We start from the raw sequence: 13,870 nt of genomic DNA, 5'->3' as shown, positions 1-13,870 counted from the left end.
GAATAATTAAGGGGTAACGAAATGCTTAAAAAGTTGGTTTTGACCGCGGCGATAGCCTTGTGTGCAGGCCATGCTGGCGCCGCAACGGTGACGGTTGATGCACAGACAAATATTTTTCTCGCAGGCGATGGCGCTGGCAGTTCCGGCACCGGGTTGGGTATTGCACCAACTGTCGAAAACGGAGCGGTATTTTCCTTCACTCCGGGCGCTGGTCTTATTCTGACCTTCGCATCGGTCACCGGTCAGACGTCAACAAGTGGCACGTCCGGCTTTTTTGGTGCCGATGGCAATGGCGGTGCCATCAATATTGTCAGTGACGGTGGTATAGCAGGCATGCGGAATTTCCGCCGCGGCTTCCTGGCTGGGGTTTTCCTCAACAGCAGCGCGCCCCCGGTTAACGGTGAACAACCGTCGCGCCTGAACTACACGACCGGCGTGATCACCAACCAGGATGCCAGCTTCACGCCAGGTGTGAACCAGACCTTCTTCATCGGGGACGGTGTGAACAACGATGGTACGACGCAAGACTTCTTTGTTCCCGATGGCGCCGACACCCTGGTCTTCGGCTTTCTGGACGGGGCAAACTTTGTCGGTATCCCGCAGAACTTCTTCGACAATCGCGGCAGCTTGACCGCAGAGTTCTCGATCACGTCGCCCGCCGTAGTGCCCCTGCCCGCCTCCCTGCCGCTTATGCTGGCTGGTGGTCTGGGCCTCGTCGCCTTGCGCCGCAAACGCCGATCCTAAATGATGGGGCGGTGCGGCCATGGTCGCACCGCGTCACTGGGGTGAGAAATGCCCCACATCCGGTTCAGCGCTGGTCAATCGCACATATCCCAAAACCCTGTTGTCGCGCTTTGGGTCCAATACCAGAATTTCGCCCTCGAACACTGTGAAATTCGTCAGCTCCTCGATATTGGTGAAATGGCTGATCATCAGCAGCGGCCCAGATCCGTCGCCGCCATCCCAGTTCGTGATCCGCTCTCGCATGCCCACCACATCAGGCGCCCCCTGCAGGGACAATAGCAGGTTCAGATCCGCATCCGTCTCAACCGGCAGCGCCGCCGTGCGCGCATTATCCGCCCGGGCAAAGCCCGCCTTCAGGTTCTCCACCGTCTGCTGGTTCCGGCACCATTCGCTGACGACGATCTGGCCCGGCCACACCCCGTTGCTGCCCAAAAGCAGGCCCAGGTTTTCCATCGCCGCCGCCCCCTCGGGGCCCATCACCCGCTGGTTGTCGCAATCGGTCGAGGCCACACCTTTGTCATCCAGCTTCGACCAATCCGTGGGCCCGTGCCGCATCAGGTAAACCACGTCCGAGCGGGTGAACATCTCGTCGATCATCTGCCACGGCTCAAACCGCACCGTCTCCAGAAATCCCCCGGCCGAGGCACTCTCGTCAGAGATCTCGGCATACATCTCCCCCATATGGGTTGACAGCTGCCGCATCTGCATGCCGTCCGGCACGCTCACCTCTTGCGCCATCGCGGCTCCGGTACCCAGCACCAAGGCCAAAACAAATCCGTATCTCATGGGGCGTCCTCGCATTCGATCCGGGCGCACAGCCCAACATAACTCCCAAGTAACCTGACCGGCCGAAACACCAATACCGCAAGCCGGTCCCGCCCCACACATCCCATCAAACCCCCGTGTCCGGCTCATCCACGGGGTCAGGATACTGCGCCGCCATCAACTCACGCTCCGCCAAATCGAGGCCAAACTCCCGACAAAACCGCTCCGCCTCCGCCCGCTTCCCCGCATCCCGCCGCCCCAAAACCAGCAGCGCCATCAACAGTCCCTTGACAGTGGCCAATATCACCGGGTGCAGGCCAGTTTCGACATAGACGGCTCGCCTGATCGCCAAGCTCTCCTCGAACAATCGTGCAGCCGACCTTGTCTCCCCTAAGTGCAAAGCTGCCCCAGCCGTATTACTCAGGCTGAAACCAATTCGAAAGTCGCCATCGGTCAACGGCAGTGGTCTGATGCATCTCAACGCCCCGACGTCCACTGGAACGTAACAGCGATCGGTCTTCTAATTCCTTGATTGCAACCAAGACTCTGGATTTTGACGCCGCAAGAATTTGATAAGGCTCAGGAATTTCAGGGATGTTTTCGCACCAACGGTCGCCATTTGGCGGGCCAATGATAAGGTCGGCAGTTAGTGCCTCGGGAGCCCACCAGGCGAATAGGTCGGCCACCAGTTTGGCGTCGTCTGAGAGCTTTTCATAACTCAACTGCACCGCGCCAAAGACCGTGTCAGGGTAGCTGCCATCCCTTGGCTTTCGCGTCACAACTCGTTGAATATCCACAGCGATCTCCGCCCAACTCTCCCCACTCCCCTTCGCAATCGCCCCGGCCACAACCAGAGCTAACGGCAAACCACCTAACGCTCTGCCGGGACATCTTCGTCAAACTCGGAGTGGGGGTATGCAGCGCATCGACCAACTCCCCTTGCGTCTCCGCATTTGCCCACAAGATAGCGTGGTAACAGTTCCCGCAGCGGTGGGGCATAGTACAGCGCCAGGGTGGTCTTTCCGACGCCGCCCTGGCCCGTCAACACCCGGCCTGGGCGGCCTACAATCGCCGCCTCACCCCATTCCAAACGTTGCCATGGAGGTTGCGCACCATGATGCCACGCCCCACCACATTGCTCCTTGGCTGAGGTAGAAAGTTCGGCAGCCGTGTCTTGTATTCATGGGGTGGCAGCTCGACCGGCTCGGGTGTGATTTGCGGTTTCTTCTACCGCCCCCGGATCCGGTCATAAAAGCTCAGAGCGAAGGACCCAACGCTCGACAATTGGTCACCGATCCCAAGCCATCCCAGCATGCAACGTCCTCACGCAAGTCAATTCGTTAACGACCAAAGGGGTCTGTTAACCCAATCGTAAGAATACCTCCCAGATAGAAAATCACGTGGTGCGGGTGTTCACAAAGGAAAACGGCGCCTTAAGGTACCGTTCGGATCGTATGCATGGTGTGTGCATAGGATGTGCATGGGTTGTGTATCGCCCATGCGCCGGGTTTTGGGTCAGGCTGAAAGCTGCTCCATCACCTCGTCCGAGACCTCGAAATTGGCCGTCACACGCTGCACGTCATCATCGTCTTCCAGCACGTCGATCAGCTTCATCAGCTTCGTGACACCGTCCAGATCCAGCTCTGTCGTGGTCTGGGGTTTCCAGATCAGCTTGGCCGTTTCGCTCTCTCCCAGTTCGGCTTCCAGCGCGTTCGAGACCTCGTTCAGATCGGTATCGGCGCAATAGATCGTGTGGCCTTCATCAGAATGCTCCACATCCTCTGCTCCGGCCTCAATCGCGGCCATCATGACCGTATCCTCGTCACCGGCATCGGGCTTGTAGATGATCTCGCCCTTACGCTCGAACATGAAACTGACCGAACCGGTTTCGCCTAAGTTCCCGCCATGTTTGCCAAAAGTCGACCGCACGGTGCTGGCCGTGCGGTTGCGATTATCCGTCATCGCCTCCACGATCACGGCCACGCCGCCGGGGCCGTACCCTTCATACCGGATCTCTTCGTAATCGTCGCCTTCGCCGCCCATGGACTTTTTAATGGCCCGGTCGATCACGTCTTTGGGCACAGACTGGCTTTTGGCTTCCTTCACCGCCAGGCGCAGACGCGGGTTCTTGTCAGGGTCAGGGTCGCCCATCTTGGCAGCCACGGTGATCTCCTTGGCCAGCTTGGAAAACAGTTTCGAGCGGGCCGCATCCTGCCGTCCCTTGCGGTGCTGGATGTTTGCCCATTTGGAATGGCCTGCCATGGGACCTCCTGCCATTGAAATACCGGCGGGTTATACGCCAACCCCGGCCCGCCCTGCAAGTCGGCCAGCAGATTTCGAATCGTTTCCACAGCAGCGTTTGATCACGTCCACCGACTGGACAATGGGGGCCAATCTGCCCAATTCCGCCGCTTTGCAGGACCAGTTCGGCAAGTTTTCGCCATATTTGGGGTGGCATCTTACCCGACCGTTTCGAACCCGGGACACTCTCACGTTTTGAGCAGTTTCCCCTCCGCAAGACGGCTAAACCAGCCTCACACCTACTTAGGAGTTACAACGATGCTACGTCTTTTGCTCGCTGTGACGGCGGCCCTCACGATATCTACCGGGGCGTCGCGCGCAGCAACAATGTTCGCAGATGATGGTACGAGTGCAAGTTTTTCGCTTGCCGGTTTGATGATGATCCAGCCACCGGTTCAGGCCGGTAGCCAGCTGTCCTTGGTCGGCGCGCCGATCCTGGCCGGCGGTACACAAGAGTTTGCGGCGCTTCAGCCGGGAACTGTTGGGGTCGACCCAAGCGGCGACGGTATGATCGACCTACTGATTGCCGGTGGTGACAGCAATGCCGGTCAAACCTTCACGATTGCCTATGACCGTACCGGTCTGGGCGGTAGCGAGACCGGCACACTGGAATTCGCCTTGGGTGAAACCGTAGCGGCCGAGGTCACAGCTCTGCCCCAGGGCGGGTTTGACCTGGTTTCGGTCAACGGTCTGCTTGATGTGAGCGATTCAAGCGGCTTCTACGACGACGCGACTGTCAGCTTTTCGTTCAGCGCTGTGACAGCACCGGGCGCGACAATCGGTACCTACACCTTTGCCGTGTCGACCATTGTCGAAGATGGCAATAGCGGTATTTCTCCTATCCCGCTGCCGGCTGGCCTGCCCCTCTTGGGCGCGGCTTTGATCGGTCTGGGCATGTTGGAGCGTCGTCGCAAGACCAGCGTCTGACCACGTAAAACAGGTTTGAGCGCGCCCATGGCGTGACCTGGACTGACACACAGATTAAGAAGGGCCATGACACAAGATCAGGCCCTTCTTTTTTTGTTATTCGGTATCGTCTTCGGTTTGTTGATTTGGGGCCGGTTTCGATACGATCTGGTGGCGTTTTCGGCGCTTTTGTCGGCGGTTGTGCTGGGATTGGTTCCAGCAAGCGACGCCTTTGCCGGTTTTGGACATCCGGCCACCTTGGTCGTCGCACTGGTCTTGATCGTCTCAGCCGGATTGGTGCGATCCGGTGCTGTGTTCCTGATCACCCGAACACTTGTTGACAGTTCCCGAACGCTTGGCCTGCATATTGCGCTCATGGGGGGCATCGGTGGCGTTCTGTCGGCCTTTATGAACAACGTGGCCGCCCTTGCCCTGTTGATGCCCGTGGACATCCAAACCGCGGCCAAGGCGGGGCGCAACCCCGGCCTCAGTCTGATGCCCCTGTCCTTTGCGACCATCCTCGGCGGCATGGCCACACTGATCGGGACACCCCCCAACATCATCATCGCGACCTTCCGGGAAGAGGCATTGGGCACCCCCTTCACCATGTTCGACTTTGCACCCGTGGGCGGGGTAACGGCCCTGGCTGGGCTCGCCTTTGTCGCCTTGATCGGATGGCGGTTGATCCCCGCCCCTGGCGATGCGGCGGGACAGGCCAAATCGACGGTACAGAACAATTACATCGCTGAACTGGCCGTCCCCGCTGACAGCAAGCAGATCGGTCAGACCATGGCACAACTGGATGAACTGGCAGAGAAAAGCGATGTCGCCTTACTGGGCCTGATCCGGGGCGACACCCGCCTGCCCGGCCCGCAACGCGCCACGGCGCTGCAGGTCGATGATGTTGTGGTGCTTGAGGCCCCACCAGACGCGCTGGACGAATTTCGCAGCGCCGCCAGCCTGCAATTTGCCGATGAACAGCGCCAGGAATTGCTGTCGGAAAATACCGAAGGTCTGGCCCTGATCGAGGTTGTGGTGCGGGATACCAGCCGCATCGCGGGCAAGACGGCGCAATCCATTGGCCTGTCATGGCGGCGGCGCACTGTGTTGATGGGTATCGCCCGGCAGGGTCGTCAGATCCGCAAGCAGGTGCGCAAGGCCGTGATCCAACCCGGGGACATTCTGCTGCTCCTCGCACCCGCTGACCAGGTGACAGAGGTCACAGATTGGCTGGGCTGCCTGCCCCTGGCCGATCGGGGGCTCAGCGTGACCAATGACAGCAAGACCTGGCTGGCCATCGGACTGTTCGGCGCGGCGGTCCTGGCGTCGGCCCTGGGGTTGCTCTACCTGCCCATCGCGCTGGGGCTGGTGGTTGTGGCCTATGTGCTGGGGCGGATCCTGCCCATTGCCGAGATCTATGACCATATCGAATGGCCCGTTGTGGTGCTGCTGGGCTCGATGATCCCGCTGGGCGCCGCCTTAGAAAGCTCTGGCGGGACAGAGTTGATTGCCGGGGGTCTGGTCAGCCTTACGGACGGTCTACCGGCCTGGGCCATCCTGACGGTACTGATGGTGGTAACAATGACCCTGTCGGACGTACTGAACAACACGGCCACCACCATCGTGGCAGCCCCCGTGGGGTTGCAGATGGCCAACAGCCTGAACGTCAATCCCGACCCGTTCCTGATGGCGGTTGCCATCGCCGCCTCTGCCGCCTTTCTCACCCCCATCGGGCACAAGAACAACACCCTGATCCTGGGCCCCGGTGGCTACAAATTCGGGGATTACTGGCGGATGGGCCTGCCCTTGGAATTGCTGGTCGTCGCGGTCTCGATCCCGGCCATTCTGGTTGTCTGGCCGCTTTGACCCGATGACCCAATTCTATCCATAGGCTAGACAACCTGCTTTTACCCCATCTCCGCGATAAAAATGTGGCAATCAAATAATTAACAAATGGTTAAAACTGCCAATACCCCAGTTAAGGTAATTCAAGGGGCCAAATGAATGGAATAAGAACGGCGGCTAGTAAACCGACGGAAATATTCAATGGCACGCCGACTTTCAAAAAGTCGGTAAATCGATACCCGCCCGGCCCATAAACCAGCATATTTGTTTGATACCCGATGGGCGTGGCAAAACTGGCCGAAGCTGCAACCATCACCGCCACCACGAACGGGCGCGGATCATACCCCAAAGCGGTGGCCAGCCCGATGGCGATGGGGGTAACCACGACGGCCACGGCGTTGTTGGACACAAGCTCTGTCAGCACGCTAGTCAGCAGGTAGACGGCCCAGATCGCCAGGAAAGGCGGCAGCATCCCCAATCCGGGCGCCACGGCCTGCACGATGATCGCCACCGCGCCCGAGGCATCCAGCGCCGCCCCGATGGCAAGCATCGAAAAGATCAACGCCAGCAGGCGACCATCGATAAAGCCGAACGCTTCTTCCGCGTCGATGCAGCGGGTGAGCAGCACCAGCGCCACGGCCAGGATCGCCAGCAAAAAGATCGGGGCGACGCCCAGCGCGGCCAAACCCACGATCCCGGCCAGTGCCGCCAGGGCCAAAGGGGCCTTGCGGCGCCGATAGGCGCGGGCCGATGGTTTGGCGATATCGACCAGCCCCATATCCGCCGCCAGTCGCTGAATATCCTCGGGCGCGCCTTCCAGCAGCAGCGTATCACCGACCCGCACGACCAGATCATCCAGCTGTCGCCCGATATTCTGGTTCCGCCGGTGCACGGCCAACGGGTATACGCCATACCGCCGCCTGAGCCGTAGCTCACCAAGGCTGCGCCCAACCATACGCGCCCCAGGGGAAATCAGGACCTCCACCGTCTCGGTCGCGACCGAGCTGAGCTTTTCGACCATGCGCACCTGCTTGTTTTCCTGCAGGCTCAGCAGTTCGGCAATCTCGGTCCGCAGCACCACGCGGTCGCCTTCCTGCAAGGTCACGGCCCGGAGGTCACGCCGGAGGGAGGCATCGCCGCGCAGCACGTCGATCAACCGCACGCCGTCCCGCTTGAAAAGATCGACCTCCAGCACATCCTGACCGGCCAGTTCGCTGCCTTCGGGCACCGCCACCTCGGTGAAAAACTTCATGCGGGATTTGTCCGACAGCAGCGTCGCCAAGCTGTCGCGCGCGGGCAGCAGATGCGGCGCAATATAGCGCAGATAGACCATGCCCCAGGCGACCAAGACGATGGCCAGTGGCGTGACCTCGAAAATGGTGAACGGTCGCAGCCCACCTTCGCGCGCCACACCATCGACCAACAGGTTGGTCGATGTCCCGATCAAGGTCAGCGTGCCGCCAAGGATCGCCGCGTAACTCAGCGGGATCAGCAGTTTTGAGGCCGGACACTCCAGCGACCGGCTCAACTGCACAAAGACCGGGATCATCACCACCACAACCGGCGTGTTCGACACAAAGGCAGAGGCGACAACGACAAACGCCATCAATGCCCCAACGGCAACACCGGGCCGCGTGGCCACCTGCCGCTCCGCGCTTTGGGTGAACCAGTCCAACGCGCCCGTGCGGACCAACGCCCCCATCACGATGAACATCGCAGCAATCGTCCAGGGCGCGGGATTCGACAATACGCCCAAGGCCGCGTCATAGGGCAACACGCCCGAGATCAGCAGGACGGCCACCCCACCAATGGCGACAACCTCGGTCGGAAAGACCTCGCGCAGGAACATCACGAACATGGCCAACACGACGCACATGGCCAGGATCGCGTCGGCGGGTGGGCTCAGGGCAAAGGGGTCCATCACGTTTCCCGTCCACGGCACCGGTCAGGCGCCAGATCAGCCCGCATCATGGCGCGTGCGGCCAGGCGGGACAAGCGCATTGGCCACGCGGCGGGGTTGCACCAGGAACAACCCGCCCAACATCAGGACCAGCGCCAACCAAAAGCCCGAGGCAAACCGCTCCCCCAGCAGAAGCATCGACCAGCCGATCCCAAAGATCGTGACAAAGTAGCTGACCTGCACGGCAAAGACCGATCCCGCCCGTCCGACCGGCCAGATATAGCCCGCATAGGCGATGACGCTGACGCAGGCCATGATCAGGATTGCACCCTCCGCCACGCCCCAGGGGACAGCGGTGACACCCAACTGCCTGTCGCCACGGCAAGCGGCACAGTCAGACAAGCACTGATGATAAAGGTGCCACACAGAGCCTGCACCAGATCCAGACCCGCCGTGCCGAACTTGGCCACATAATTGCCTTCAATTCCGTAACGGACCGAGGCCAAGGTGGCGATCGTCACCCAATATGCTGTGTGCCAGATGTCATGAGCCGCCGCTGGCCCGGTCGCGGCGGCATCGGGCCAGATCAACAATAAGATACCTGTCAGACCCGCACCCAGCCCGACCAACCGCAAGGCGGCGAACCGCTCCAACCGCAAGGCCAGCGCAATGGCAAAGGCAAACATCGGCACCAGCACAGACATCACGCCCGCCGGCAAATGCCGCGCCGCCTCGAAATAGGACAGGTTGGGGAGGATCGCGCCGATCAACGAGATCACGACATAGACCCGGATATCGGGCCATCCCAGGGGCAGGCCCACGCCCCGCATGACCAAAATCGCGCCCAGCAAGGCTGCACCGATTACCGCCTGCCAGACCATGATGCCGAAATGCCCGTAACCCGCCTCGACCGCGATCTTGGCCAGGGGCATGGTCAATCCCCAGGCAAGTCCCAGGACCAATAGCACAGCCATCAACCCAAACCGCCCGGGCGTCATCAATAAACCCGCGGCATCGAACGGTATTTTTCCCTCGGCGAAGGACCAATCACAACCCCGCGGCCTGCAACCGCCCCCCCTGCCGCACCATCTCGACCCGAATGGCCTTGCCGGTCTGGGGATCGGTCTCCACGTAAAGGCCTGACAGGGTGGCGGGCCCCGCTGCCGGGCTGAACCGCCCCTTGGCCATGCCAGTGACAAAGCGACGCAGAGGCTCGGCCGGGTCCATTCCGATGACCGAATTATAGTCGCCGCACATCCCCGCATCGGTCTGGAACGCCGTGCCCCCGGGCAGGATCTGCGCATCACCCGTAGGCACATGGGTATGTGTGCCCACCACCACGCTGACCTTGCCATCGCAGAAATGCCCCATCCCCATCTTCTCCGACGTCGCCTCGCAATGCATGTCAACCAATGCGGCTTGAACCGACCCACCCAGCGTCGTCGTCCGCATCACCGCCTCTATGGCGGAAAACGGGTCATCAAAGGGCCGCTTCATAAAGACCTGGCCCAGCACCTGCGCCACCAGGATCCGCGCGCCGCCAGGCACCTCGAACACCCGCGCCCCACGGCCCGGCGCGCCTTTGGCAAAGTTCAGCGGCCGCAGGATGCGCGGCTCGGTCTCGATGAATTGCAACATGTCCTTTTGGTCAAACGCGTGGTCACCCAGGGTGATGCAATCGGCCCCGGCCTCCAGCAGCGCCTTGGCATGGGCGCCCGACAGCCCCGCCCCGCTGGTTGCGTTCTCCCCATTGATCACAACGAAATCAAGGCCCCAATCGGCCTTGAGCCGTGGCAAATGCTCAGCCAGGGCAGACCGCCCGGCCCGGCCCATGACATCACCAAGAAAGAGAAGTTTCATGGCCAACAGCCCTAGGACGCCCCCGCGCGCGGAGCAAGGGAGCGGCGGGAGTTATTTCGTCGCGTATCCATCCGTCCCCCGCCCGATCAGGTGCCCGTCGGTCCCAAAGGGCGTCTCCCTCCCCCCACACTGGGGGAGGGATCAAGGGAGGGGGTCAGGCCGGTGCCACCCCTTGCGTCGCAGTGTAAACAGCGTAGAGCGATTGACTGGCCGCCATGAACAACCGGTTGCGCTTGGGCCCGCCAAAACACAGGTTGCCGCAGATCTCCGGCAGACGGATCCGGCCCAGCAACGCGCCCTCGGGCGACCAGCAGGTCACCCCGCTGTAACCAACATTGCGGCCCGCATTGCTGGACGACCAGACATTGCCGTAGACATCAATCGCCAACCCGTCCGGCCCACATTTCACGTCATCCACCATGCAATCGGTAAAGATGCGGCGGTTCGACAGCGTTCCATCCTCGGCCACGTCAAAGGCGATGATCTCGGCCTGTCCCCCCGGCCCGGTATCGCCGGGCCCCTTGCCGGTGCTGGCCACATAAAGCACCGACTGATCGGGCGAAAAGGCCAGCCCGTTCGGATCCGGCGCATCCGCTTCACTGGCCACGCGCGTCACCACGCCATCGGGGCCAAGGCGATAGGTGGCCGTCTCCATCTCCCGCTGGGCATCGCCAATCTCCGGTGGCTGGCCCAGTCGGTTGTTCACCAAACCATCGGGATTGGTCGGCCCACCCGCCGCATCCGGCGCCCCTTCATACAGCTGGCCGCCATAGGGCGGATCGGTAAACCAGTAGCTGCCATCGGGATGGGCCACGACGTCATTGGGGGAGTTGAACCGCTTCCCCTCAAAATTATCCGCCAGAATAGTGGTCGAGCCATCCAGCTCATACCGGACCACCCGTCGGGTCAGGTGCTCACATGAAAGCTGCCGTCCCTGATAATCAAAACTGTTGCCGTTCGAATTGTTCGATGGTGCCCGGAATGTGCTGACATGGCCATCCTCGCTCAAGTAACGAAGCTGGCGGTTATTGGGAATATCGCTCCAGATCAGATACTTGCCCACATTGTTCCAGGCTGGTCCCTCCGCCCACAGCGCCCCGGTCCAAAGCCGCTGGATCGGCGCATTGGGCTGCGCCAACCCATTAAAGGACGGATCCACCGCAATCACATCCGGGTCCCAGAAATACACGTTTGGGGCGGCATCGGGCGCAAAATTGCGCGGCGGCTGTGTCACCGTACTGGGCGGCGCAACCGGGCCCAGATCGTCCTGCGCGCGCGCAGTGCCCGCAACGGCCAGCCCGGCTGTGCCCGCACCAATGACCCGCAACGCCCTACGGCGCGACAGGCCCGGCGCCGCAAGGGGCCCAGAGTTTTTCTGTGACATGGTTCTCCTCCCAGAGCTTATGAATAAAGCTGACGCTAGGTCATCTCTGGGAGCTTGTCACGCATCCGGCGGTTGCAGGATACCGGCATCCGTCGCGATCGCATCCAGGGGTTGATCCGTGGGCTCCAACGGCAATGTCTCGACCAGCTGTGCGGCATAGGCAAAACCATAAGCCCGCACCGTATCCCGGGCACGCAAACCTTCAAGCGTCCGGTCATAGAAGCCTCCGCCATAGCCCAACCGGTAACAGCGCGCCTCGAACGCGACCAGCGGGACGATCAGCAGATCGGGCACCAACGGCCGGCCATCTTGCGGGATCTGCGCACCAAACGGACCCGCAATCATCTCGGCCCCCGGCATCCATTCGTGAAACACAAGCGCCTGGCCTGCCCCCTGGATCACCGGCACGGCAATCCTGTTTGTCAGCGACAGGGCCGCCATGGCAGGCAGCGGATCAATCTCTGTCCGGATGGGCATATAACCCGCGATCACCTTGCCCTGGACCGCACCGATCAGTTCCCGCAAATGCCCCGTGTGATCACCAAGCCGGTGCGCCGCCTTGCGCCTGATGAAGGCCGCCTTGCGGGCCGCGGACTTTTGCTCTGCCGTGGTCACAAAAGCAGCATCGCAGCCAGACCCAAAAAGGCGAAAAACCCGACGATATCTGTGACTGTCGTCACAAAAGCGCCAGAGGCCAGCGCGGGGTCGATCCCCAACTTGTCCAAGGCCACCGGGACGAGCAGCCCGGCCAATCCGGCCACCACAAGGTTCACGACCATGGCAGCGGCAATAATGACCCCCAACATCGGTGAGCTAAACCAGATCACGCCCACAACCCCCATCACGACGGCAAAGATCACACCATTAACCAGGCCCACCGCCAGTTCCCGCCACATCACGCGAAACAGGTTGGATCCGGTCAGGTCTTTGGTGGCCAGGGCGCGCACAGCCACAGTCAGGGTCTGCGTGCCAGCATTGCCACCCATCGAAGCCACGATGGGCATCAGCACAGCCAGTGCCACGACCTGCGCGATCACCGCCTCAAACTGCGCAATCACGAGGGAGGCGAGGATCGACGTGATCAGGTTGACCGCCAGCCAAGGGAACCTGCGGCGGGTCGTGTCGATGATCCTGTCACTGGGCCGCCCTTCACTGACACCGGCAAGGCGCAGGATGTCCTCCTCATGCTCTTCGTCCAGCACAGCCATCGCATCATCGATGGTGACAACACCGACCAGCCGGTCATCCTCATCAACCACTGGGACCGAAATCAGGTGATACTGGTTAAAAGCATAAGCCACCTCGCCCTCATCCTGGGTTACGGGGATGGTTCGAAAACTGTCCTCCGTGATGGATTTCAGTGGAGCATCGCGGGCGGTCGACAGCATCTTGCCCAGGGTCACATATCCAGTCGGATGCATGCCCGGATCAACCAGAACAACATGGTAGAATTGCTCGGGCAGATCATCGCCGTTGCGCCGCAGAAAATCGATGGTCTCGCCCACGGTCGCATGGTCAGGCATCCGCACCACTTCGCGCTGCATCAGGCGTCCGGCCGAGAATTCCGGATAAGACAGTGCCTGCTCAACTGCCGCCCGGTCAGCCGCAGGCAGGGCCTCAAGTATCAATTCCTGCTGCGGTTCTTCCAGATCTTCCAGCAAATCGACGACGTCGTCACTTTCCAGATCGCGAATAGCGTCTGATAGAACCTCTGCCGGAAGCGCGGTAATGACCTCTTCGCGCAACCCTTCATCCAGTTCCGACAGCACATCGCCATCGATCTCACACCCCCAAAGAAGGACAAGATCGCGCCGGGGTCGCTCGCCAAGCTGTTCCATCACATCGGCGATATCGGCGGGATGAAGGGGGTCTAGCAGAGCCGCCAAAGCCGCGCGATCCTCAGCTTCAATCGCGGCGCGGACCGAATGCATCAGGCTGTTTTCCAACGAATATCCGGGATCGTCGCTTAGGTCGCCATCTGCCATGCCCTAACCCCCAAATCTGCGGTCAATCTTGGCGCAACATAGGCCCAAAGACCCGCAACGCAACGCGATTGTCTGCCCGTAGCGCTCCCGCCCCTTTGGCCCGGCAAAGCCGGTCAAAAGCGTTGGGGGTAGCGCGCACGCCAGGTCACGCCGGTTGGACCCGTCCACTTGCGCGCGCCG

Annotated in this window: 14 protein-coding genes; 3 read left to right on the top strand and 11 right to left on the bottom strand. The window is 61.1% G+C overall.

What is annotated here, in order from left to right; genetic code table 11:
• Positions 1 to 21: 21 nt before the first annotated feature.
• The gene (locus IU397_RS04760) at positions 22 to 744 is read left to right on the top strand and encodes a VPLPA-CTERM sorting domain-containing protein (RefSeq protein WP_204411259.1); all 723 of its coding nucleotides are present in this window, start codon (positions 22 to 24) and stop codon (positions 742 to 744) included.
• 33 nt (positions 745 to 777) lie between these two features.
• Here the strand turns inward: IU397_RS04760 and IU397_RS04755 are convergent, their stop codons facing one another.
• The 4 genes from IU397_RS04755 to IU397_RS04740 form a co-directional block, all read right to left on the bottom strand.
• Positions 778 to 1,530, bottom strand: a complete 753-nt coding sequence (locus IU397_RS04755) for a hypothetical protein (protein WP_204411258.1) — start codon at positions 1,528 to 1,530, stop codon at positions 778 to 780.
• 106 nt (positions 1,531 to 1,636) lie between these two features.
• The gene (locus tag IU397_RS04750; RefSeq protein WP_204411256.1) at positions 1,637 to 1,861 is read right to left on the bottom strand and encodes a hypothetical protein; all 225 of its coding nucleotides are present in this window, start codon (positions 1,859 to 1,861) and stop codon (positions 1,637 to 1,639) included.
• 64 nt (positions 1,862 to 1,925) lie between these two features.
• A complete protein-coding gene (locus IU397_RS04745; RefSeq protein WP_204411254.1) occupies positions 1,926 to 2,306 on the bottom strand; it encodes a hypothetical protein in 381 nt (126 codons plus the stop codon).
• Between the two features lie 718 nt (positions 2,307 to 3,024).
• Positions 3,025 to 3,771 carry a YebC/PmpR family DNA-binding transcriptional regulator gene (locus IU397_RS04740; protein WP_204411252.1) on the bottom strand — a complete coding sequence of 249 codons (747 nt, stop codon included), beginning with the start codon at positions 3,769 to 3,771 and terminating at the stop codon, positions 3,025 to 3,027.
• 297 nt (positions 3,772 to 4,068) lie between these two features.
• Here IU397_RS04740 and IU397_RS04735 point away from each other — a divergent pair, with 297 nt between their 5' ends.
• Positions 4,069 to 4,737 (top strand): VPLPA-CTERM sorting domain-containing protein, encoded by a 669-nt coding sequence (locus IU397_RS04735; protein ID WP_204411250.1) that lies wholly within the window; start codon positions 4,069 to 4,071, stop codon positions 4,735 to 4,737.
• A 66-nt stretch (positions 4,738 to 4,803) separates the two neighbouring features.
• Positions 4,804 to 6,582 (top strand): SLC13 family permease, encoded by a 1,779-nt coding sequence (locus tag IU397_RS04730; RefSeq protein WP_204411248.1) that lies wholly within the window; start codon positions 4,804 to 4,806, stop codon positions 6,580 to 6,582.
• 112 nt (positions 6,583 to 6,694) lie between these two features.
• On the opposite strand, the gene IU397_RS04725 is transcribed toward IU397_RS04730, so the two are convergent.
• The 7 genes from IU397_RS04725 to mgtE form a co-directional block, all read right to left on the bottom strand.
• Positions 6,695 to 8,482 (bottom strand): SLC13 family permease, encoded by a 1,788-nt coding sequence (locus IU397_RS04725; protein WP_204411247.1) that lies wholly within the window; start codon positions 8,480 to 8,482, stop codon positions 6,695 to 6,697.
• A gap of 36 nt (positions 8,483 to 8,518) precedes the next feature.
• Complete coding sequence (locus tag IU397_RS04720; protein ID WP_204411245.1) at positions 8,519 to 8,776, bottom strand: hypothetical protein; 258 nt, start codon at positions 8,774 to 8,776, stop codon at positions 8,519 to 8,521.
• Positions 8,777 to 8,778: 2 nt separating this feature from the next.
• Positions 8,779 to 9,435, bottom strand: a complete 657-nt coding sequence (locus IU397_RS04715) for a DMT family transporter (protein ID WP_204411243.1) — start codon at positions 9,433 to 9,435, stop codon at positions 8,779 to 8,781.
• 73 nt (positions 9,436 to 9,508) lie between these two features.
• A complete protein-coding gene (locus tag IU397_RS04710; RefSeq protein ID WP_204411241.1) occupies positions 9,509 to 10,321 on the bottom strand; it encodes a TIGR00282 family metallophosphoesterase in 813 nt (270 codons plus the stop codon).
• A 154-nt stretch (positions 10,322 to 10,475) separates the two neighbouring features.
• On the bottom strand, positions 10,476 to 11,705 hold the full coding sequence (locus tag IU397_RS04705; RefSeq protein ID WP_204411239.1) for an SMP-30/gluconolactonase/LRE family protein: 1,230 nt from the start codon (positions 11,703 to 11,705) through the stop codon (positions 10,476 to 10,478).
• Between the two features lie 57 nt (positions 11,706 to 11,762).
• Complete coding sequence (locus IU397_RS04700; protein WP_204411237.1) at positions 11,763 to 12,320, bottom strand: 5-formyltetrahydrofolate cyclo-ligase; 558 nt, start codon at positions 12,318 to 12,320, stop codon at positions 11,763 to 11,765.
• A complete protein-coding gene (mgtE, locus tag IU397_RS04695; protein ID WP_204411235.1) occupies positions 12,317 to 13,690 on the bottom strand; it encodes a magnesium transporter in 1,374 nt (457 codons plus the stop codon). The genes IU397_RS04700 and mgtE overlap by 4 nt, the downstream gene beginning before the upstream one ends.
• Positions 13,691 to 13,870: the final 180 nt, after the last annotated feature.

It is taken from the genome of Actibacterium sp. 188UL27-1, from assembly GCF_016901225.1.
GTDB lineage: Bacteria > Pseudomonadota > Alphaproteobacteria > Rhodobacterales > Rhodobacteraceae > 188UL27-1.
This window is presented reverse-complemented; position numbering and strand designations above follow the sequence as displayed.